This is a genomic window from Alteromonas sp. LOR (assembly GCF_000753865.1).
Taxonomy (GTDB): Bacteria; Pseudomonadota; Gammaproteobacteria; order Enterobacterales; family Alteromonadaceae; genus Alteromonas.
In genome coordinates this window covers 41,051-62,262 of record NZ_JQFW01000057.1, presented here as the reverse complement: position 1 = coordinate 62,262, position 21,212 = coordinate 41,051, and the positions used below count along the sequence as shown (strand labels likewise).

Below are 21,212 nucleotides of genomic sequence, written 5' to 3'. Positions count from 1 at the left end.
ACGCTTCTCATAATGATGGTGCCTCGTATTTTTTCATGCCCGTGTCTTTTTGAAACACAAAAGCGGATAAAGTGGGTAGAAAAACCGCAGTCAAGTAAGCAATCATATACGCACTACTGGGCGTAGCCTCGTAGCCAAACAAGACATTGAGCAAATGACCATATTCGCTGCCATCCGCCACCCATGTTGAGGAATTCCAAAGTCTTGCAGATACATTGAGATAGTCGATTTGCTCTAATAGAGTGACAATGCCGGCAAACTGCCCGGCACAAAACACGCACAGAGCAATCAGCTTAGGTAATGAGTATCTAATCGAATTAACCATCGCATGAAGCAGTATGCTTAAACTCAAACTAATACCTAAACCAATTATACTGCCCATTACTAGGCTCATATCTGTTTGCTCATTCGACCAATAAGCTACCGAATAAATGAAAAAGTGAATGGCATTGCCTGAGGTGATGGCCACCACCAGTAATACGGCCCACAAATTCGCTCTTCGATGTTGGGCCACTACATCTCTGGCAAAAAAGCACACCATCATCAATTCAAAAAGCAGTAGAGCGACTTTAATCAGTTCAAGCCCTGCGCCGTCTGCTATTGTTGCCAGCGAAGAGAGATTGACGTACCAACCACAGGCAAACAAAAGTCCAACAAGTATACCTAGGCCTAAAGGAAGCAGCCGTATCCCGGACTGACTTAACAGCAAACTCACTAGTAAAAATATGGGCAAGGTGTCGCGAATAAACAATATAACAGAGTTAATCATGGGCCTTTCCCTCGCTAGTGCCGTCAATAGCGTTGTCAACACTATTGGTGACAATCACTTTACCTACTGCTGAGTTAGGGTGGTACTCACCAAAAAAGCCATACTCTCCTGCGGGCAATGGGCCGATAAAAATAACCCCTCGACTTTGACCAAAAATCACTTTCTCTCGATTTAAATCAAAGCTGTCAATTTCTTCTGGTGTACTGTCATGATTAATAAACACCAAGCGTACTTTTTGCCCTTCAGGCACAGTAACGCTTTGAGGAATAAAAAGATGATTTCGAATCTCGATAACCGCTTCTGGTAGCGCGGCCTTTGCATTACCGCACACCAATCCATTCACGAAAAACCAAGAAAGTAGCACCGAGCGCTTTGAGAAAATTGTCATTCAGTATTACTCAGATTCGGTAGCATTACTTGAACGCGTAAGCCCCCTATTGGGGCGGTGTCTAATTCTATCCTTCCCTTGTGCATGGTCACAATCTGCCCCACGATAGCAAGCCCGAGTCCACTGCCTGTAGATTTGTACTTGTCTTGGTATTGGTCGCGATAAAAACGTTTAAGGACATTTTCTCGCTCTGATTCGTCAATACCCGGCCCTGAATCATCTACACATATCACAGTGTTTTTTTCATTTTGTGAAACAGATACCTTAATAACCGCCTCGTTAGGTGAGTATGCGCAGGCATTAGCAATGAGGTTCTGTAATAGCGTGTACAGCGTAAATTCCGTACTCATTAAAAAAGCAGACTCGCCGTCGAGGCTTATGTCTTGTTGTTTATCTTCAATTTTACCGTACAGGTCGGTAATAACTTTCTGAGCTATGGCAACGACATCCACGTTGCCGAGCTGCATTTTAAATAGCTCGGGGCTGGTGCGACTGAGCAGCAGTATCTGGTTAACAACGTGAATCATTCTGTCCGTGTCTTTTTGAATATTTTGCAAGGCGTCTTTTTTATCTACCATCGACTCGGCAAGGTTATGAAGGTTTATCTTCATCACACTTAATGGCGTTCTCAATTCATGTGCTGCATTGGATGCAAACTGTTGTTCTCGCTCAAACGCACTGTTAAGCCTTGCAAACATGGTGTTCAGCGTATCCATTACCGGCATCATTTCTGTAGGAATTGACGAAAGTGTCACTGGCGACAAGTCTTTCCCTTGTCGAACAGATAATTTGTTGGATAACGCTTTTAACGGCGATAGGCCTCGAGTAACAACCAGCAGTATAATGATGGCGAGTAACGGCACTGCATAAAGAAAGGGCGTGATTGCTGATATCGTTAATGATTCAGTTAACAGCACACGGTGTTGCAAAGGCTGAGCAACTATAATAGTAAGTTCGCCATCAATAGCTTGCTTAAAAACTCGCCATCGTTGCCCGCTAAAATTCTGGTCTGAAAATCCATCATTAAAACGTGCGATGGGCAAGCGCTCCGATAGGCCGCTGTGTGAAACCAGCTTTTGTCCTCGCCATATTTGAAAAGCAAGTTCATTTGCCTTTAAGTCGCCTGTTGACTTGCTTTCACTTAACGCTAAAGCGTGCAATACGCTTTTTAATTCATTATCCATCAAGGATGCAGACACAGACATGGCCGAGCGGTATCCATGTATAGCCGCATTAAAGATGATGAGTATCAATGAACTCACCAGTATAAGAGTGAGGAATCGCCTAATCGATCGCAATTATTTGTTCTCTACCTGCGGTATTGAATAGCCAACGCCGCGAATGGTTTTAATAAACTTATCAGGTAGTTTTTTACGTAGGTGATGAATGTGAACCTCAATGGTGTTACTTGCCACTTCTTCACCCCATTCATACAAACGCGACTCTAGTTTTTGCTTAGACTGAATACGCCCTGCGTTTTCCATCAGCGCTTTCAACAACATTAATTCACGCCGTGGAAGGGTAACCATGACGTCGCCAACATAGAGTTCAAGTGTTTGCGTGTTGAGAGACACTCGCCCTACAGAGACAAGCGACGTGGCGGCTGTCCCCTGCCTGCGCTCAATAACTCTCAACCGAGCAAGCAGTTCGTCCATTTCAAAGGGCTTTGGCAGATAATCGTCGGCTCCCGCGTCTAGACCTAATATTTTATCAGTGATTTTATCTCTGGCAGTTAAAATGATGACAGGCATAGACTTACTTTTCTGTCGAATAGACTTTAGCACGTCGAGCCCGTCCATGTCGGGTAGGCCTAAATCTAAGACTATTAGGTCTGTTTGTTCATCAAGCACTGCGCTAAGGGCATCTTTACCACGGAAAACGCAATCAACAGCATGATTAGCTGCACGAAGAGAGTGTGATAAGGCGTCAGACAAAGGCTTATCATCTTCAACAAGGAGAATTCGCATAGTGCTCTGTTTATTGCTTTTTTTTAAGTATAACACCCAAAACTTAAGACTGTCTTAAGGAACGCTAGACAATACTCACCGAAAGCGATCAAAAAAGCCTGCTAAATAGCAGGCTTTCATACTTAAATTCGTGTACCCCTTATCATGCGTTGAGTACACTACAAACTGACTAAGGGGTAACTATACTAACTTCTACGCCAGGTTGTACCACCCGCTCCATCTTCTAGCACTACGCCCATTGCCGTTAACGCATCGCGCGCTGCATCGGCAGCAGCCCAGTCTTTTGAGGCTCTTGCGTCGTTACGTTGTTTTATCAGCGCTTCAATTTCAACAGCTTCATCGTTGTTGTCGTTACCGCCTTTTAAAAACGCATCAGGGTTACTTTGCAGCATGCCTAAAATACCGCCCAAGCGTTTTAACACAGACGCTAACTTGCCCGCTTCAGCAGGATCATCTTTTTTGCGGTTGATTTCACGAGCCACATCAAATAGCACTGAGAACGCTTCTGGCACATTAAGGTCATCGTTCATAGCAGCTTCAAAGCGCGCTAAATAACCACCGTGTGTTAACTCAGCCGTTTCATCAATCTCAACACCGCGAAGCGCTGTATATAAACGCTCAAGCGCTGCTTTAGCTTGGGTAATGTTATCCTGCGAATAGCTCAACTGGCTGCGGTAATGAGCAGACATTAAAAAGAAACGTAAGGTTTCTGAATCATGCTCTTTTAACACATCGCGAAGAGTAAAAAAGTTGCCGAGAGATTTTGACATTTTCTCGTCATCAACCTGCACCATTCCCGCATGCATCCACACGTTTACATATTCGCTGTCATGGGCGCAGCGTGATTGCGCAATTTCGTTCTCATGGTGAGGAAAGGTTAAATCTGAACCACCCCCATGAATGTCAAAATGGGCGCCTAGATGCTTATAGTTCATTGCCGAACATTCTATATGCCAACCAGGTCGACCCTCGCCCCACGGTGATGACCATGCTGGCTCGCCGGGCTTAGTAGTTTTCCATAATACGAAGTCGAGGGGATCGTCTTTACCTTGCGCTACTTCTACTCGCGCACCGGCTTTCAGCTGGTCTAAATCTTGTTTACTTAGCTTGCCGTAGTCTTCATATTTGCTGACATCAAATAGTACGTCGCCGCTTTGTGCTTGATAGGCGTAGCCTTTTTCAACTAAGCGCTCAATGATGTCGATAATTTCGGGCATGTGCCCACTCACCGTAGGCTCAACATCGGGCTCAAGCAGATTAATTGCTGCAAAGTCTTCGTGCATCATGCCAATTGTACGCTTGGTTAACGCTTCAAAACTTTCATTGTTCTCGTTTGCACGGGCAATAATTTTATCGTCAATATCGGTAATGTTACGCACATACTTTACGTCAAGCCCGAGGTGGCGCAGATAGCGCACCAACACGTCAAAACTTAAATAGGTGCGGGCATGCCCCATATGGCTGAGGTCGTATACAGTAATACCACACACATACAGACCCACCTTCCCTTCTTCAAGCGGCACAAATTTAGCCTTCTCACGGGTTCGGGTATTGTAAAGATGTAGCATAAAGAGTCTTCCTGTATATCAATTTTGGGCGCAAAGTTTAGCACTGTATAAAAATAATGGTAAGGCTTTTAACCCCCTATTTCACTGGCATAAAAAGCCAAAACTGGCCTAAATGAGTAATAACATCCTATGACCGCTTAATTATGCGTCGCTATTTCCCCAAACAACGCTTTTGCGCTACCATTAGCGCACATTTTTACAGTCAATATATAGGACATCTTCAATGGTTACGTTAAAAACAAATTATGGTGATATCACGCTAGAGCTTTTCGAAGACAAAGCGCCTAATACCGTTGCAAACTTTCTTTCTTACGTTCAAGACGGTTTCTTTGATAACACTATTTTTCACCGTGTAATCAACAACTTTATGGTTCAAGGTGGCGGTTTTACAGAAGACATGGAGCAAAAAGACACTAAGGCTCCTATCGAAAACGAAGCTAACAATGGTGTAGCAAACGAAGTTGGTACCGTTGCTATGGCGCGTACGCAAGACCCACACTCTGCTACATCACAGTTTTTCATTAACGTTAACAATAACGACTTCCTTAACCACACTAGCGAAAGTGCTAACGGTTGGGGATATTGTGCGTTCGGTAAAGTAACTGAAGGTATGGATGTGGTAGAAAAGATCAAAGCCGTGAAAACAGGCAATAACGGTTATCACCAAGATGTGCCGGTAGAGCCAGTAATTATTGAAAAAGCGTTTGTTGTATAAGCTAATCAATTAGCGGTTAGATAAATGGTGAAATAACCGCTTTGATTTCAGCCGCTATATTGATAGAACAGCTTCACAAATAAAGCGAATGCCGCATCTTTTAGGTGCGGCCTGTTTAATCTAAAAAAGACACACTATGCCTTTCACTTACTTTATTGCCGACCTTCATCTTAGCGCCGATAGACCTGATATTACCGACTGTTTAATGCGCTTTTTAGAAGAAGACGCTATTAACGCGGATGCGCTTTATGTGTTGGGCGACCTCTTTGAAGTCTGGATTGGCGATGATGACGTAAACCCATTCAATACGGCAGTGGCAAAAGCGTTCAAGCAAGTAAGTCAGCATTGCCCTATTTACTTTATTCACGGCAATCGTGATTTTGCGATAAGGCACAACTGGCTAAATAAAGCAGGCATGACCTTGTTAAATGAACAGGAAGTTGTCGACCTGTACGGCACTCCAACACTGCTCACTCATGGCGACGAGCTTTGCACAAAAGATGTGGCTTACCAAAAGTTTCGCAAAAAATCGCGCGGATGGTGGTGGCCAAGACTCATGCTTGCCCTCCCTTTATGGTATCGACGCAGAGTTGCTCGCAATGGCCGAGCCCAGAGCAAAGTAAACCAACAAAGCCTCAAGCCAGAGATAATGGATGTAACCCCCTCTGAAGTGGTTGACGCACTCGAAAAATGGGGTGTGCAGCGAATGATCCACGGGCACACGCACCGTCCTAAGATCCATTCACTTCAAGCAAACGGTAAATCTGCAACGCGAATAGTACTTGGTGATTGGTATGACCAAGGCAGTGTTTTGAAGGTCACTCCATCTGAAGTTATGTTACAACATCACAATTTTATGTAAGTTTATCTGACACTTACAAACTGGTCAGTCCACAACCTATAAAAAATTTTTGTTAATCATTCTTTTTTGCACATTCTCGCAAACAGTTAATAAATATATAGAATTTTTCAACTTCCTTTCTTAATGCTCACTTTCTATTAACGTAATGTGACAGTTGTGACAGTTTAGCAATATATCTGTCAAATAAATGTCACTAATCCTGCCTAACCTCCAGCCTGCGTTTAAGCAAAGGCACAATGGAAAATAGCTATTTGCTTTACAACACGCCTACCCACAACCGATTTTAATAAAACGTTTAGGAAACAACCATGAATCGTAACTGGAAAGTAGCATGCACAGCAGTAGCAATGGCGGTATCCGCTGGGCTACAGGCTGCAGTATTGCCAGAGCATCAAACAAATAGCGCTTGGTACACCGATGCGCAATCGAAATTGACTGAGAAACTAGCAACGAATAATAAATTCAAAGCCAAAAACGTTATTCTTTTTGTTGGTGACGGTATGGGTATTTCTACTCTTACCTCTGCTCGTATTCACAAAGGGCAATTAGCTGGCAACCCTGGTGAAGAAGGCTACTTAAGCTTCGAATCTTTTCCCCATACTGCGCTTGTGAAAACATACAACGTAGATGCACAGACTCCAGATTCTGCTGGCACCATGACAGCGATGATGTCAGGTCTTAAAACAGACGTAGGCGTGATTGGTGTTGACGAAGATATAGAAAGGGGCGATTGCTCTACTGTGGCAGGTAACGAAGTGATTACCGCGCTAGAACTTGCAGAAATTAAAGGCCTATCTACCGGCATTATTTCTACTGCACGTATTACTCACGCTACGCCAGCTGCTACCTATGCCAAATCAGCCGATCGTAACTGGGAAGACAATTCAGATATGCCTGAAGAGGCTGTAACAGCGGGTTGTGTAGATATTGCTGACCAGCTTGTTAACTTCGAATCTTATGTAGAAGGCCGTTATACAGGCGTAGACATTGACGGTATTGAAGTAGCAATGGGCGGCGGTCGTCGTCACTTCTTACCCCGCGATGAAGCGTTTAACAGCCCTGATGCACAAAGCGATGTAGAAGGCGATCGTACTGATGAGCGCGACTTGACAGCAGAATGGCAAGATACCTATGAAAACGGTGTCTATGTATTCGACCAAGCAGGCTTTGACGCTATCGATATTGAATCAACAGAGCGCGTATTTGGCTTGTTTAACGAATCGCACATGCAGTATGAAGCAGACCGCGGTAACGACATTGCAGGCGAGCCTTCAGTATCAGAAATGACAGAAGCCGCTATTAATATTCTCGATAACAACGACAATGGCTTTTTCTTGATGGTTGAGTCTGGTCGAATTGACCACGCCCACCATGCAGGCAACGCCGCAGGCGCGCTTACCGATACTCTTGCTTTTGAACAAGCAGTAATGACAGCCGTTGAAAATACCAACCCAGAAGAAACGCTTATTCTTGTTACTGCCGACCACGGCCACGTATTTACTATTGCAGGCTACCCTAAGCGTGGTAACCCTATCTTAGGCAAAGTTGTGAATGTAGGCTCAGAGGAGCCAGCAACTGCATCAGATGGCACACCTTACACTACCCTAGGCTACACAAATGGTCTTGGTTTCCGCGACTTAGGCGATGAAACGAATTCAGACGCCACCTACGCGTTAGATAATGCCGCTGGCCGTGTAGATTTAACCAATATCGACACAACAACTCCAGGATTTCACCAAGAAGCACTCATTCCATTGGGCTCTGAAACGCATTCGGGTGAAGACATTTCATTGCATGCAACAGGACCTGGAAGTCAACTTGCACAAGGCGTGGTAGAGCAAAACGTTGTTTTCCACTTAATTAATCAAGCCCTTGGCCTTGTTAACGAATAAGTGGAGATAAGAAAATGAATGTATTTAAATTAAGCTTAATTGCAGTAGCTATCGCAGGTTTGTCTGCGTGTTCTTTAGAAGGCGACGACGGCCAAGACGGCGTTGATGGCGCCGCGGGTGCTGACGGAAGTAATGGCGTAAGCAGCCTTACTGTACAAACCGAATTAGCTGTGGGCGATGCAAACTGCCCTAATAGTGGTGTTCGCATCGACTCTGGTTTAGACAGCGATAGCGATGGCACGCTTGCAGAAGCTGAAATCACATCGACAAGCTTTGTTTGTGTGCCAGGGGTCGACTCTGTAGGTAGCAGTGAAATTCTTACCAGCTTAAACAACGACTGGTTTGTTGATGGGCAGGCAGAAGTTGAGAACAACAAACGCGTATGGATGAATGCAACCCCTGGTAATGCTGCTTCTTCATCCAATGTCAGTGTTGCAACCGCTAATTCCCAAGCAGAGCTTAACGCTATGGTTGAGAGCCTTCGAGGCACAGCCAAAAACGTTATCCTTTTCGTTGGCGACGGCATGGGTGTTTCAACCGTTACCGCAGCACGTATTCTCGACGGCCAAATGAAAGGGCTAGAGGGAGAAGAGAATCAATTGAGCTTCGATGCGTTCCCGTTCTCTGGTTTATCAAAAACCTATAACGTTGATGCACAAACGCCAGATTCCGCGGGCACAATGACCGCGATGATGAGCGGTATTAAGACCGATGTGGGTGTAATTGGCGTTGATGAAGACATTGAGCGCGGCGATTGCACTACGGTAGCAGGTAACGAACTGGTTACTGCACTAGAGCTTGCTGAAATTGCAGGGAAATCTACGGGTATCATTTCTACAGCTCGTATTACCCATGCCACACCTGCTGCTACTTATGCTAAATCTGCAGATCGCAACTGGGAAGACATTTCAGATATGCCTGAAGCAGCAGTTACGGCAGGCTGTACTGATATTGCCGATCAGTTGGTAAAATTTGAGGCTAACCTTGAAGCTAAATTTGACGGTTTAGACGTTGATGGTATCGAAGTAGTAATGGGTGGCGGTCGTCGTCACTTCTTACCACGTGACGCTGCGTTTAATAGCCCTGATGCTGCAAGCAGCACTGAAGGCGACCGCACAGATGGACGCGACTTAACGGCAGAATGGCAAGACCTGTACACCAACGGTGTCTACGTTTTTGACCAGTCAGGTTTTGATGGTTTAGACACAGAAACTACCGAGCGCGTATTCGCACTATTTAACGAATCGCATATGCAATATGAAGCTGACCGCGGTAATGATATTGCAGGTGAACCATCGGTTGCTGAAATGACAAGCGCGGCCATTAAAGTACTCGATAACAACGATGAAGGTTTCTTCTTAATGGTTGAATCGGGTCGTATTGACCACGCTCACCACGCTGGAAATGCCTTCGGTGCGTTGCACGATACTATTGCATTTGCTGAAGCAGTCGCTGCGGCAGACGAGCTAACTAATGATGAAGACACGCTTATCATTGTTACCGCTGACCACGGCCACGTGTTCACCATTGCAGGATATCCAAAACGCGGCAACCCCATTCTTGGAAAAGTAGTCAACGTAGGCTCTGATGAGGCAGCAACTGCCGCAGACGGTACGCCTTACACGACTTTGGGTTACACCAATGGTCTTGGCTACAGAAACTTGGGCGACGTGACTAATTCAGACGCGTCTTACCTAGCTGCAGCCGACACCGGTCGTAAAGATATCACCGACGTAGACACGACGACTCCGGGTTATCACCAAGAAGCGTTAGTGCCACTTGGCTCAGAAACACACTCGGGCGAAGACGTTGGCATTTATGCCAAAGGCCCAGGTGCATTCTTAGTGAATGGTACTAATGAGCAAAGCATCATCTTCCATGTGATGGACTTTGCGGGTGACTATGTGTCGCAAGCAGAAAGTACGCTGGAATAAGTATTGTCCAAGTAATTTTTAGGCAATATTTAAGCAATGTTTAATTAAATAAAAATAAAATAAAAACATGGCCTTAGCTTACCAGCTAGGGCCATTTGTATTTCCATTTATATGTACGAGAGGAGCCAGCCGTTCCTCTCGTTATCTGAGCGAAACTGGAGCGAAAATGAAAAAGTTACTCATTCTTCTCACTGCTTTTAGCCTTACTGCCACTGCGCACGCGGTAAATGCCGATGACACTTCTGCAATGTGCAAAGAAAACGGTAAACAGGTTAAAGCTGACTATACAATTAAAAGTACTCAACATATCGACATGGGTGGCGATGTGCATAACCGCGTGCGTGAGAGCACGTTATCGTTGTGGCGCATGGGCAACAAGGTGGCACACCAATATCCGTCTACCCAAATTACAGAAGTTTACACATTGGTTCGCAATAAACTGATTAAGCCCGTTCGTTACTTTGATGGCCACCAGCGCGCTATCGAATATCAACCTGGTGAGACCATTCATGGCAAAAAAGAGACTGACTTCTCTTTTCGTTATCAGCTTATTAGCGACACGTTTATCGATACTATGACGCTTGTCAGTTCTGAAGGTAAACACTGCAATCAAAAAGACACTTACGCGCTTAAAACCGCGACAGGCTCTTTCTCATTAGTTTGGCTACCACAGCAACGATTGATAGAACGCTTTGATATTGAGCAAGGCAGTATGCATCGCACTTGGACACTAACCAATGCAGATTATGAAGCAGACGTAAGCAGCTTTTTCGCTCGTCGGGTTGATTATCAGTCAACTGATTATGCTGATATTGGTGACGATCATACCGATCCATTTCTCACAAAAATGGTCACTCAAGGCTTCATTGAAGCTGGTGCAAGTGGCTTCTACGATCAACACGGCCGTGCACTTGAAGGAGAGCATAACCATTAAGGGAATGTCGAACTCACGTTAATACCCTACTAGCCTAGTGAGTGAGCATGCCGCTGCTTGCTCACCATGTTGTCGTTTACATTCTGTTGCTTTTTATTACTGGAATATATTTTAGGCTGTGGTATAAAAAGTCAACACGATCACGGATGATGTACATGACAGACCTTCTTTTATCCCCCTCAAATCTTTGGTTCAGCATAGCCCTAACCGCCATAGCCTTTATAGCCGTACTAGAACTGGTAAGCATGCTATTTGGGTTAAGCTTACTCGGTATTGGCGATGAGATTGGCGAGACTAATGCCGACGGTTTTATGGGAACTGAGTTGGCAAGTTGGCTGAACATAAACAAAGTGCCGTTTCTTGTATGGCTTGTGGTTTTTCTTACCTGCTTCGGACTAAGCGGCTTTACGATTAACGGCATAAGTTCACTGACTTTCAATACGGCGCTGCCTAAACTTATATCAGTGCCTGCCGCAGTAGTCTTGGGCCTTTTTATCACCTCAAAATCCGTATTTATCATTGCTCACCTTCTCCCAAGTGTAGAAACAAGTGCTATGCACAGCGACGATTTCGTAGGAGCCGTTGCACAAATTACTATCGGGCGAGCATCGAGAGGCAACCCTGCAGAAGCCAAGTTTACTGACAACTTTTCACAACCCCATTTTGTTTTAGTTGAGCCATTAGAACCGGAGGAGCTTTTTGATAAAGGCGAACGGGTAATATTGGTTCAGAAGAACCCCCACAGCTGGTTTGCTACCCGCTATCAATAACGTAAAAGAGAAGAAGTATGGATACAATTCAAACCACTAATATGCCGTCTATTCTATTTGTTGCCGGCGCTATTGTTATTGGACTTATTGTTATAGGTTTAATATTTGCCAAGTTATACAAAAGAGCCACTAAAGAAACGGCCTTTGTCAGAACCGGACTCGGTGGCGAAAAGGTGATTAAAGATGGCGGCGCATTAGTACTGCCTGTGGTTCACGAAATTATTCCCGTGAACATGAATACCCTTCGCATTGAAGTAGAGAAAACCCAAAAAGACGCATTAATAACGAAAGACAGAATGCGCGTAGACGTGAAAGCAGATTTCTACTTGCGAGTGGCGCCTAATGCCGGTGGCATCTCAATGGCAGCGCAAACCCTAGGTACGAGAACCACTCGTGCAGAGGAAGTTAAAAAGCTAATGGAGTCTAAATTTGTTGATGTACTGCGTGCCGTTGCCGCAGAAATGAGCATGACCGAAATGCATGAACAAAGAGCCGACTTTGTACAAAAAGTGCAGCAAAGCGTGGCGAACGATTTAGAGAAAAACGGACTAGAATTAGAGTCGGTAAGTTTAACTGGGTTCGACCAAACTGACCTTGAGTTTTTCAATGAAAATAATGCCTTTGACGCTGAGGGCCGAGCGCGCTTAGCCAAGATAATTGAAGAAAAACGCAAAGAGACAAACGATATTCAGCAAGAAAACCGCATTTTGATAGAGCAGCGTAACCTTGCTGCTGAAAAGCAATCTCTTGATGTTAAACGTGACGAAGAAGAAGCACGGCTTACTCAAGAGCAGGTACTTGCATTTAAACGTCAGGAACAAAAAGCCGAAATTGCTAAACAGCGTGAAATGAAAGAGCGTGAAGAGCGTGAAGCGGAAATTGCCAAAAATCGCGCGATTGAAGCCGCTGAAATTGAAAAGTCTCGAGAGATTGAAACACAAGAAATAGCTAAACGCCAAGCCCTTGAACAAGCAAGAATTCGTCAACAACAAGAAGTCGAAGTGTCTGAGCAAATTAAACAAATTGCGGTTGCTACCAAATCAGAGGAAGAGTCTGCTGCGCGAGCAAAAGCAGCGGAAGCCGAAAAGCAAAAAGTTGAAAAAGAAGAAGCGGTATTAACCGCCAGGTCGGTAGCTGAGGCCGAACGTAAGAAGCAAATTGAAGTGATTGATGCGCGCAAAGAAGCAGAGCGCGAAGCGGTAAGTATTACTGTTGAAGCAGAAGCTAAAAAAGAAGCTGCAGAAAACAGCGCCCAGGCCATTTTAACAGAAGCAAAAGCGTCGGCAGATGCCAAAATGCTTCAAGCTGAAGCAGATGAAAAAGTGCTTGCTGTTGAAGCGCAAGGTAAGCAAGCGCTGTATGAGGCTGAAAATACGCTGAAAAATGAGCAAATAGAGCTACAAAAATCATTAGCCATGCTGAAAATTCTGCCAGAATTAGTTGCGCAAGCTGTGAAGCCGCTTGAAAATATCGAAGGTATTAAGATCCTTCAAGGCTATGGTCAAGGAGGCACATCGAGTACAGGAAGTCATACGGTTGCCACATCGGGCAGCGGGCTGGCCGAGCAAGTCACTCAAGCTGCACTTAACTATCGCGCCAACGCCCCATTAGTAGATTCAATGCTAAGAGAAGTGGGTCTCGTTGATGGTGAAAAAGGTACGTTAAGCGACTTAATAACCGGAAACAGTGAGTTACTTGCGGGCACAGCAACGTCGCCAAAACAAACCAACGCAAACGATACGAAGTTAAACGGCAGTACGACACCTGAGGCATGAGCCTGAGCGTGAAATAAACACGTGCCACAAAGCACCTAGTCTAATCCATTAGCCTATAAACAAGGCCTCTATGCCTAGCATGGAGGCCTTTTATTTGAATTCCCCTTCACAGCACGACATAATCAGTCAAAGCCTACATATTGTTAACAATGTATGAGTGAGCACACCGAAAACAACTTGCCTCCAGAGCCTGAAAAACCGCTAAAGGACGATTGCTGTGGCGGCGGCTCCTGCTGCCCATGCGTTTGGGACGCCTATTTTGAAAAGCTAGACGAGTGGAAAGATAAAGTAAAAAAAATTGAACAAGAACAAGAGAAGACAAATTAATCATAAAAAGGCGCCATATCTAATCGCCGTGTGTATACTTACTAAACAATATACATAAGGTTATTAACAACGCTATCGCTTGGTGTGTTGGGGTTTATGATTAGTCTAATAAAAATAATATTAAGTAGTCTTCTGTTAGTGGCGGTTTTTAGTGCTTCCGTTCAAGCGGAGGATAAGCCAATTTATCGCGTGGGTGTTGAAGATGTTGATTACTACCCTATGTTCACAAAAAAAGGCGGTCGGTATAAAACCAGTTTTTTAATCGACGTGATGGAGCTATTTGCACAGAAGCGCGGCGTAAAGTTTGAATATATTCATCTCCCCATCACTCGATTTGAAGAGTGGTATCAACAAGACAGCATTGATTTTCGCCTACCCGACAACCCCATCTGGAATGTAAACACGGAAAACCTGGTGTTTAGCGGTGACATCATTGAATTACGCGCAGATACGGTTGTATTGAAAAAGAACCAACATAAACCGTTGTCGACGTTGAAAGTGATTGGCTCACTGTATGGTTTTATGCCTGGTCCTCACTGGAAGAACCGTATCAATAGCGGCAAAACTAAGTTTGTATTTGAGAGCTCAATGCCTGTTTTAGTGGGTTTGCTTAAAAGAGGGATGGTTGACGGACTTGATGTTAATCTTACCGTTGTGCGTCATCATGCTAAAGAATTGGGCTATAACAAAGATGACTTTGTGGCCTCGACCGAAGCGCCCAGCATTCAATACACCTATACTCTATCAACTATAACTCACCCAGAAATAATCAAAGATTTTGATGCGTTTCTTGTCGCCTCTCAAAATGAAATTAGCTTGCTGAAACAAAGAAAAGACATCTTCGATTCGAAGCAATAACGTAAGTGCCGTTGATAACAAAGAACTGCGAATACAAGGTATTTGAGCACAATGTTAATCACATAAATTACGTTACAATTGGAAGCCTCTGTAGATCCAACCCCACGAACCAAACATAAGACTACTAACAACAACCAACACCATTACAAAGGATAGCGTGACGAAGATTGTCTTGAAGACTGTGCTTCCCAAAAATGTATCGTAAAAGCGCTCATCTCTTGATAGTTCTAGAATAGCAAGAGAGCCAAAATATAAGAAAGGAATAGATAGAAGCGCCCTCACCCCGTTCAATGACGTTAGCAATTGACATACGTTTAAATACACTGAGAAGCTGAAAGCGAAAAGCATATCAGCATACGCTTCAAAAGATTTCTTTAAGTCTGGAGTATTCTTTTCACCCAAGACAAAGTTTGGGTTTTCTATCAACATTGAACGGTTACTAAGGGGTACAAGTACAAAAACGAAAAAAACAATAGCCATTATTATGATGAGTTGCTCAGCGTTACTGGCAGTCCACAAAAAGTGTAAAGTGAGGACTGTTGTAATTAAAAAAAGTGATGGCCACAAGATCAATAGCTGTTTCTCTATATTGCTTTTTAGCGTCATGTAGTAATGCTCTGTTAATTAGCCTATTTAGAACGTAATTAAAAAATCGTATTTTTACAGTATCTTAGCAGTATAGCTAGGACAGTGAAGTCTGCACGATTTCTGCTTAAAAAGAGCCCCGCGAGTGCGAGGCAATGTGTGGATTTAATCAAGGGCAAGCTTTAGTCCGCTCCATGATTTACTTTCCTTACTCTCGAGAATTTAGTTATTGCTCGTAGGCCGTATAAAATCATAAAAAACGAAACAATATAAAAGTAATACTTGTTTTTATCTATTGAAGAAACCACGCTTTCAAAGGACTGAATTTCATTCCCATCAATCGAAACCTGATAAATAGCTTGAATCGAATCCTTACCAAAATAATTTATTAGGTCTAAATCCAAATCATAGTGAAGCAACTCAGTAGTCTTTGGATTATTAGTTTTCACTGCATCGACTAAATCGTCTTTATTGCCTAGCATATTCAAGTAATAAAAAGCGCCATCGACTCCTCTCAATTTAATCTTAATCCTAGAACTCCCAACGTCGTAACTTTCTACTACTCCTACAGATTTGGTCAAATCAGTGGGGGAAGGCACAAAATGAAAAAATTTAAGTGATGCGAACGAAATAACACCCCCAATAACTAAAACAAATAAGCCCAAGGCCAAATTTAATAATCGTTTATCGATCATTATCTTCTAACTCCCATTTTGTTTGCTCCTTAACAACAGATCCGACTGCACTTGCGGCAAACTTTTTACCTATTGATGCATTTGAATCTAGGGAGTTAACTGCATCATATGCGCCTACAACCGCTCCAATCACATTGAGTATATCAAATTCACCATCAGGATCAGTGTACTTATACGGGTTGTTGCTGGCGTAGGCATAGCGGTTGAAACCATGAGCAATACTGTTACCACGTTGCATGTGGCCCGATGCACCATTCGAATAAAACCGCCCAATCACTGGATCATAGTATCGTTCCTGCATATACACTGTAGTATTAAGACTCCGCTGAAAAGTCCGCAAGTATAAAAAAGCCCAGTTTAGGAACTGGGCTTTCTAATTACACTTCTAAATAGCTGATTAGGCACATAAATAGTAATCTATATTCGCGGTCTGACTTACTGCGGATTTAACGGCGTGCTCGAATTATAACGGAACTGCCCCTTTAAAGTTGGGTTAGTAATTTCACAGCTCTGTTCAAAATCAACAGCTAAACTTTCGACTTCACCAGATTCATTGTATGACAATTCAAAAATTTCAAACCTACCGCTGCTTTGGTTACATCCTCTTCCCGATCCAGTGAAACTCAAGCCTGGAGACGTAGGGGATTGAAAAGGATACCTTCTAGCCCCTTCATATACACCCACACCAATAATCTCGTCAGATGGCGCTGCTAGGTCTAAATTCCACCAATCGTTTCCATCAAACGAAACGTCCAAATAGTTTGCACTTTCTTCGTAAGAGTTAACATTAAATACACCGTCTGCATCAGTATAGAACCTGCTTTGTCCCCCGCCGATAAAGTCTCCTTGAGGACTGTCAAAGCTCAGTATCGTGCTCATTGGCTCAACGTAACTGATAGTCAACTCTTCGGTCACGCTATAACCTGAGGATGCCGTGATAACAACTTCGATAGAAAGGTCGTTAGTTGCCTCTTCTGGTACTGTAAAGCTTGTTTCTGCGCCTGTTGGGTTGTCGAAAACCACTCCCGCACTGCTAGCCTCACGCCACTGAAAAGAGAGCTCTCCGTTTGAGTTATTTGTTGTTTCTGCCGCATTCAGTAGCGGAGTATCATTGAAACGGTATAGTTTTGATTGGCTGGTAATAGCAGGAACAATTTCATTGCTTGTTTGAATTGACGGCAAATATACATATTCAATTTGACCGTTCGTCGCTACCACCTCAATATCTACTAAGGTATAGTTTTTATCAGCCTGAAGAGCGCGCTCAGGCGAAGCAGTAACCATAGCACCGCTGATTTCAATTGATGCAGGAATATTGACATATGGATACTCATTCGCACCAAATGCAAATTCACCATAGGGCGGGTTCACCGATTCTACTGGGCGAGAAAATATTAGAGTAACACTGTCACTTAAACCAAACTTGTCTAGCGAGGACTTATTGGCAACGGTGACAAAGGCAAAGTTATCTGACCGAAATGGAGCAATATAGTCTGGCAATTGTGCACTAACGCCCATCATTGCGCCTTCGATTGCATCACCCCATTGCAATAAATAATTGTCCGAATCGTACGATACATTGAAGTAAGTTGAATTTTCGACAAAATTTGCAGTTACCGTTAATGCATCTGTTGAGGAGGTAGAAATAGAAACCTCTCCCTCATTTGGATATTCATTTAAGTAACCTGAGAAACCTTGCAACTGTGAAATACGGTAAGAAGCACCTAGCTCCTCGTCGTTAATACTTCCGCTGACCCCGACACGATACTTCGCTGTTTGATAATCATCCTGCTTCACAATCTCAAAATTGCTAAAAGTCATAACTTTTTGACTATTAAAATTAAGCGGGACGCTGCCTACTGTATTTACGATAAGTAAACTTCCTGATGTTTCACCCTCATATTTGACCCGCATTACGCCATCAAGATTTATAATACCATCAATAGTTAAATCGCTTATATCCACATTTGCAGTAAAACTCTCGCTCTCAGCAAATAACTCGATATCGTAAACAACACTCCCATCAGCAACATCGTCTAAGCTTGCGACATAGCATTCACGATAATTGATGGTTACCGTATCCCCATCTGAGAACTCGCCATTACTGTCATTATCAGCATGCACTTGCTCAAACAATCCACCATTACTACAGCTTAACTCTCCCGTTGAACCAGAGGTACTGTTAAGCACTAAGGTGTTTTGAGACATAAAGCCAATTTGCAGTAAGCTGTCCATGGCTGAGAGGCTGCTGATTGCTGCTTGACTATCATAACCAGACAGCGTAACAGCAGGTGTGGTCGGTGGCGGGTTTGACCCACTTCCAATATTCGAATTACCACCACTATCGCTACCTCCACCTCCACCACAGGCGGTGAGGATAAATAACGAACTTAGCGACAAAATTGAGGTTTTATAGGCAAGATTACAGGCGAACATGGCCAGACTTCCTTTTCTATGTGATTGATATTGTTATCCTAGTACCCAGAGTATAAGCACAACAGCGATTGATGTTAATCTTTAAATGAAATCAAGTAGCAGGTTCTTTTCTTTGGAAAAAATAAATAATCTCACTAATAAAATCGCTAACTCATTAAAATAATTAGCATTTCCAGACTCACTCTCGCTATTTTTCTTTTTAAAACGAACATCTTGTAACAAATTACCGCTCTTTCTCACCTGCCTTGTACAAATAAACATCTCATTTACAAATCAGCAATCCATTGCTATATTCCCTCTTAGCCACTTAATCGATTAAGAAAGGCTCGAGTTGTTAAGTCATTAGGATTAACGACTCTACTCTCGTGTCACTGATTGTTAAGCTAAACCTCTACCTTATTGAAAGTGACTTTAATAAAGCGGTTCTTGCTTAATGGTATTCATTACATACCAAGGCGTACTGACTGCGCCTACTGTAACAACCGTATTTTCGGAGAATTTCAATGTCTATAAGCAACGGCGTTCAGTTAATTACTTATGCAGATAGATTGGGCGATGGCAGTATCGAAAGCCTTAATAGCCTTTTAAATGGTGCACTGGCGAACTTATTTAAAGGTGTGCACTTATTACCATTTTATTACCCTTACGATGGTGAAGATGCCGGTTTCGACCCTATTGATCATACAAGCGTCGATAAGCGCCTTGGCAATTGGGGCCATGTGAAGAAAATGGGTGAATCTGTTGATATTATGGCAGACCTTATTGTTAATCATATGTCAGCGCAGAGTCAGCAGTTTCGTGATGTACTACAGCACGGTAGAGACTCAACATACTGGCCTCTCTTTTTGACTAAACAAGACGTTTTCACCAGCAACGACGACGCTGAAACTGATGCGCAGATTGCACAGGTTTTTAGACCTCGCCCAACACCGTTTTTTAGCGACTATGATATTGCAGGCAATGAAACGGTACCTTTTTGGACGACATTCACGTCAAACCAAATTGATATAGATGTTGAGTCTGATCTTGGGAAAGACTACTTATCGTCTATCCTTACTTCGTTTACCGAAAGTAATGTGGACCTGATTCGCCTTGATGCTGCGGGTTATGCAATTAAACGAGCTGGTACTAACTGCTTTATGCTTGAAGAGACTTTTGCGTTTATTGAAGAATTGAGCACCCGTGCGCGCTCTATGAACATGCAATGTCTTGTCGAAATTCACAGCCACTATCAAACGCAAATTGATATTGCTGCACGCTGCGACAGCGTGTACGACTTCGCATTACCACCATTGGTGTTGCATACCCTGTTTACCCAAGATGCGAGTGCCCTAGCCCACTGGTTATCTATTTCTCCACGCAACTGCTTTACTGTTTTAGACACCCACGACGGTATTGGCATTGTTGATGTTGGTGCAAATGGTGATAAGCCCGGGCTCCTTGAAAACGAGGCGATAAACGCGCTTGTCGAACAAATACATGCAAATTCAAACGGCGAGTCGAGAAAAGCCACCGGGGCTGCAGCGAATAATGTGGATTTGTATCAGGTAAACTGTACCTATTACGATGCACTGGGTAAGAACAATTTTAGCTATCTTTTAGCTCGCGCCATCCAATTCTTCAGCCCTGGTATTCCACAAGTTTACTACGGAGGGCTACTCGCCGCCGATAACGACATGGAGCTTTTAGCTAAAACTAATGTAGGCCGCGATATAAACCGCCCCTATTTGTCGACTAAAACAGTAGAAGAAGCCGTTGAAAAGCCGGTTGTTAAAGGGCTGTTTGAGCTCATTAAGTTACGAAATCACAGCAACGCTTTTAATGGTGATTTTTCTGTGTCGTATGAAGAAAGCCTGCTTGCTTTGAACTGGGAAAATCAGGGAGATAGCGCTCGTCTTGAAATCGACTTTAATACTACTGATATTAATGCTGTGAATGCGGTTATTTATACAACAGATGGAGAGAAGACATCTACGTTGAAAATTAGTGAATTGTTAGGCTAATCGCCGCAAAGATAATACGAATGTAGTCAACACGAAAGGCTCGAAACTTCTGTTTCGAGCCTTTCTTTCATTAAGAGCTTTGGATTTAGAGGCTTGCTTTAAGAAACTTGTTTTGAAAGTATTTATTAAAAGCACCTTATATTTGGGTGGCGTAGGTTGAGCCACTATTTTCACATGCGTATTGAACGTATATTCACTAGCCTATGTTTTTTAAAAGAAATTTTCTGTTTATGACCAGCGTTTAGCGATGATTATCGTTGTAATCTTTTCCCCATTCACATAACTGACGCAACGTGGGCTCTAATGTTCGCCCAAGTTCAGTTAACGAATACTCTACCCGCGGTGGCACTTCAGCATAAACCTTACGATTTACAAGCTTATCTCGCTCTAATTCTCGCAGTTGCTGGGTGAGCATTTTTTGTGTCACCCCTTGTAATCGGCGTCTTAACTGACTGAATCGAAGTGTTTTGTGGCATAAGTGCCATAAAATTACGCCTTTCCACTTACCACCAATAATCTCAAGTGAGACAGCCACACCGCAAATATATTGCGGAGTTTCCTGATTGCTCTCACGCTCGCTTTCTTTTTCTATTTCGAACTCACTCTTATGCTCACTTAAGCGAGCACTATCCGTTTTTAATACTTGCGCCATGCTGCACCCTCAATAAAGCTCAATAGTATCATTTTGGGTACTACCCTACTAAAAAGTGCATACTTGCACAAAATAAATTTAC

20 protein-coding genes are annotated in these 21,212 nt (G+C 43.4%); 10 read left to right on the top strand and 10 right to left on the bottom strand.

Features of this window, described 5'->3' with window-relative positions; genetic code table 11:
• Positions 1–7 precede the first annotated feature (7 nt).
• From JV36_RS0117320 to cysS, 5 genes are all read right to left on the bottom strand, one after another.
• Positions 8–769 carry a hypothetical protein gene (locus JV36_RS0117320; protein WP_032096707.1) on the bottom strand — a complete coding sequence of 254 codons (762 nt, stop codon included), beginning with the start codon at positions 767–769 and terminating at the stop codon, positions 8–10.
• A complete protein-coding gene (locus tag JV36_RS0117315) occupies positions 762–1,157 on the bottom strand; it encodes a cupredoxin domain-containing protein (protein ID WP_032096708.1) in 396 nt (131 codons plus the stop codon). The genes JV36_RS0117320 and JV36_RS0117315 overlap by 8 nt, the downstream gene beginning before the upstream one ends.
• Positions 1,154–2,419: an ATP-binding protein gene (locus JV36_RS0117310; RefSeq protein WP_235207897.1), complete on the bottom strand. Its 1,266-nt coding sequence runs from the start codon at positions 2,417–2,419 to the stop codon at positions 1,154–1,156. The genes JV36_RS0117315 and JV36_RS0117310 overlap by 4 nt, the downstream gene beginning before the upstream one ends.
• Before the next feature lie 36 nt (positions 2,420–2,455).
• Entirely contained in the window at positions 2,456–3,124 is a 669-nt protein-coding gene (locus tag JV36_RS0117305; RefSeq protein WP_032096710.1) for a response regulator, read from the bottom strand.
• Between the two features lie 185 nt (positions 3,125–3,309).
• The gene (gene cysS, locus JV36_RS0117300; protein ID WP_032096711.1) at positions 3,310–4,692 is read right to left on the bottom strand and encodes a cysteine--tRNA ligase; all 1,383 of its coding nucleotides are present in this window, start codon (positions 4,690–4,692) and stop codon (positions 3,310–3,312) included.
• Positions 4,693–4,915: 223 nt separating this feature from the next.
• Here cysS and JV36_RS0117295 point away from each other — a divergent pair, with 223 nt between their 5' ends.
• The 9 genes from JV36_RS0117295 to JV36_RS0117260 all read left to right on the top strand — a co-directional run bounded on the left by JV36_RS0117295 (position 4,916) and on the right by JV36_RS0117260 (position 14,759).
• Positions 4,916–5,407, top strand: coding sequence for a peptidylprolyl isomerase (locus tag JV36_RS0117295; RefSeq protein ID WP_032096712.1), 492 nt, complete (start codon positions 4,916–4,918; stop codon positions 5,405–5,407).
• Positions 5,408–5,543: 136 nt separating this feature from the next.
• The gene (gene lpxH / locus JV36_RS0117290; protein ID WP_032096713.1) at positions 5,544–6,269 is read left to right on the top strand and encodes a UDP-2,3-diacylglucosamine diphosphatase; all 726 of its coding nucleotides are present in this window, start codon (positions 5,544–5,546) and stop codon (positions 6,267–6,269) included.
• Between the two features lie 308 nt (positions 6,270–6,577).
• The gene (locus JV36_RS0117285; RefSeq protein WP_032096714.1) at positions 6,578–8,161 is read left to right on the top strand and encodes an alkaline phosphatase; all 1,584 of its coding nucleotides are present in this window, start codon (positions 6,578–6,580) and stop codon (positions 8,159–8,161) included.
• Between the two features lie 14 nt (positions 8,162–8,175).
• Entirely contained in the window at positions 8,176–10,095 is a 1,920-nt protein-coding gene (locus JV36_RS0117280) for an alkaline phosphatase (protein ID WP_032096715.1), read from the top strand.
• A 166-nt stretch (positions 10,096–10,261) separates the two neighbouring features.
• Positions 10,262–11,029, top strand: coding sequence for a hypothetical protein (locus JV36_RS0117275; protein ID WP_032096716.1), 768 nt, complete (start codon positions 10,262–10,264; stop codon positions 11,027–11,029).
• Between the two features lie 155 nt (positions 11,030–11,184).
• Positions 11,185–11,799 (top strand): YqiJ family protein, encoded by a 615-nt coding sequence (locus tag JV36_RS0117270; RefSeq protein WP_032096717.1) that lies wholly within the window; start codon positions 11,185–11,187, stop codon positions 11,797–11,799.
• 17 nt (positions 11,800–11,816) lie between these two features.
• Positions 11,817–13,574, top strand: a complete 1,758-nt coding sequence (locus JV36_RS0117265) for a flotillin family protein (protein ID WP_032096718.1) — start codon at positions 11,817–11,819, stop codon at positions 13,572–13,574.
• Positions 13,575–13,727: 153 nt separating this feature from the next.
• On the top strand, positions 13,728–13,901 hold the full coding sequence (locus JV36_RS19495) for an oxidoreductase-like domain-containing protein (RefSeq protein WP_081926690.1): 174 nt from the start codon (positions 13,728–13,730) through the stop codon (positions 13,899–13,901).
• 96 nt (positions 13,902–13,997) lie between these two features.
• Positions 13,998–14,759, top strand: coding sequence for a hypothetical protein (locus JV36_RS0117260; protein ID WP_152561569.1), 762 nt, complete (start codon positions 13,998–14,000; stop codon positions 14,757–14,759).
• 72 nt (positions 14,760–14,831) lie between these two features.
• On the opposite strand, the gene JV36_RS0117255 is transcribed toward JV36_RS0117260, so the two are convergent.
• From JV36_RS0117255 to JV36_RS19345, 4 genes are all read right to left on the bottom strand, one after another.
• On the bottom strand, positions 14,832–15,188 hold the full coding sequence (locus JV36_RS0117255; RefSeq protein ID WP_152561570.1) for a hypothetical protein: 357 nt from the start codon (positions 15,186–15,188) through the stop codon (positions 14,832–14,834).
• Between the two features lie 338 nt (positions 15,189–15,526).
• The gene (locus JV36_RS0117250) at positions 15,527–16,039 is read right to left on the bottom strand and encodes a hypothetical protein (RefSeq protein WP_032096721.1); all 513 of its coding nucleotides are present in this window, start codon (positions 16,037–16,039) and stop codon (positions 15,527–15,529) included.
• The gene (locus JV36_RS0117245) at positions 16,029–16,340 is read right to left on the bottom strand and encodes an RHS repeat-associated core domain-containing protein (RefSeq protein WP_081926688.1); all 312 of its coding nucleotides are present in this window, start codon (positions 16,338–16,340) and stop codon (positions 16,029–16,031) included. The genes JV36_RS0117250 and JV36_RS0117245 overlap by 11 nt, the downstream gene beginning before the upstream one ends.
• Positions 16,341–16,474: 134 nt before the next feature.
• Positions 16,475–18,475 carry a hypothetical protein gene (locus JV36_RS19345; RefSeq protein WP_052010234.1) on the bottom strand — a complete coding sequence of 667 codons (2,001 nt, stop codon included), beginning with the start codon at positions 18,473–18,475 and terminating at the stop codon, positions 16,475–16,477.
• 503 nt (positions 18,476–18,978) lie between these two features.
• On the opposite strand from JV36_RS19345, the gene gtfA reads away from it, so the two are divergent.
• The gene (gtfA, locus tag JV36_RS0117230; RefSeq protein WP_032096723.1) at positions 18,979–20,478 is read left to right on the top strand and encodes a sucrose phosphorylase; all 1,500 of its coding nucleotides are present in this window, start codon (positions 18,979–18,981) and stop codon (positions 20,476–20,478) included.
• A 241-nt stretch (positions 20,479–20,719) separates the two neighbouring features.
• On the opposite strand, the gene JV36_RS0117225 is transcribed toward gtfA, so the two are convergent.
• Positions 20,720–21,130 (bottom strand): winged helix-turn-helix transcriptional regulator, encoded by a 411-nt coding sequence (locus JV36_RS0117225; protein ID WP_081926686.1) that lies wholly within the window; start codon positions 21,128–21,130, stop codon positions 20,720–20,722.
• Between the last annotated feature and the right edge of the window lie 82 nt (positions 21,131–21,212).

What these genes read in the sequence shown, in the direction of transcription:
- JV36_RS0117320 (WP_032096707.1), bottom strand. Translation starts at nt 769, where the DNA reads ATGATTAACTCTGTTATATTGTTTATTCGCGACACCTTGCCCATATTT.
- JV36_RS0117315 (WP_032096708.1), bottom strand. Translation starts at nt 1,157, where the DNA reads ATGACAATTTTCTCAAAGCGCTCGGTGCTACTTTCTTGGTTTTTCGTG.
- JV36_RS0117305 (WP_032096710.1), bottom strand. Translation starts at nt 3,124, where the DNA reads ATGCGAATTCTCCTTGTTGAAGATGATAAGCCTTTGTCTGACGCCTTA.
- cysS (WP_032096711.1), bottom strand. Translation starts at nt 4,692, where the DNA reads ATGCTACATCTTTACAATACCCGAACCCGTGAGAAGGCTAAATTTGTG.
- JV36_RS0117295 (WP_032096712.1), top strand. Translation starts at nt 4,916, where the DNA reads ATGGTTACGTTAAAAACAAATTATGGTGATATCACGCTAGAGCTTTTC.
- lpxH (WP_032096713.1), top strand. Translation starts at nt 5,544, where the DNA reads ATGCCTTTCACTTACTTTATTGCCGACCTTCATCTTAGCGCCGATAGA.
- JV36_RS0117285 (WP_032096714.1), top strand. Translation starts at nt 6,578, where the DNA reads ATGAATCGTAACTGGAAAGTAGCATGCACAGCAGTAGCAATGGCGGTA.
- JV36_RS0117280 (WP_032096715.1), top strand. Translation starts at nt 8,176, where the DNA reads ATGAATGTATTTAAATTAAGCTTAATTGCAGTAGCTATCGCAGGTTTG.
- JV36_RS0117275 (WP_032096716.1), top strand. Translation starts at nt 10,262, where the DNA reads ATGAAAAAGTTACTCATTCTTCTCACTGCTTTTAGCCTTACTGCCACT.
- JV36_RS0117270 (WP_032096717.1), top strand. Translation starts at nt 11,185, where the DNA reads ATGACAGACCTTCTTTTATCCCCCTCAAATCTTTGGTTCAGCATAGCC.
- JV36_RS0117265 (WP_032096718.1), top strand. Translation starts at nt 11,817, where the DNA reads ATGGATACAATTCAAACCACTAATATGCCGTCTATTCTATTTGTTGCC.
- JV36_RS19495 (WP_081926690.1), top strand. Translation starts at nt 13,728, where the DNA reads ATGAGTGAGCACACCGAAAACAACTTGCCTCCAGAGCCTGAAAAACCG.
- JV36_RS0117260 (WP_152561569.1), top strand. Translation starts at nt 13,998, where the DNA reads ATGATTAGTCTAATAAAAATAATATTAAGTAGTCTTCTGTTAGTGGCG.
- JV36_RS0117255 (WP_152561570.1), bottom strand. Translation starts at nt 15,188, where the DNA reads ATGTTGATAGAAAACCCAAACTTTGTCTTGGGTGAAAAGAATACTCCA.
- JV36_RS0117250 (WP_032096721.1), bottom strand. Translation starts at nt 16,039, where the DNA reads ATGATCGATAAACGATTATTAAATTTGGCCTTGGGCTTATTTGTTTTA.
- JV36_RS0117245 (WP_081926688.1), bottom strand. Translation starts at nt 16,340, where the DNA reads ATGCAGGAACGATACTATGATCCAGTGATTGGGCGGTTTTATTCGAAT.
- JV36_RS19345 (WP_052010234.1), bottom strand. Translation starts at nt 18,475, where the DNA reads ATGTTCGCCTGTAATCTTGCCTATAAAACCTCAATTTTGTCGCTAAGT.
- gtfA (WP_032096723.1), top strand. Translation starts at nt 18,979, where the DNA reads ATGTCTATAAGCAACGGCGTTCAGTTAATTACTTATGCAGATAGATTG.
- JV36_RS0117225 (WP_081926686.1), bottom strand. Translation starts at nt 21,130, where the DNA reads ATGGCGCAAGTATTAAAAACGGATAGTGCTCGCTTAAGTGAGCATAAG.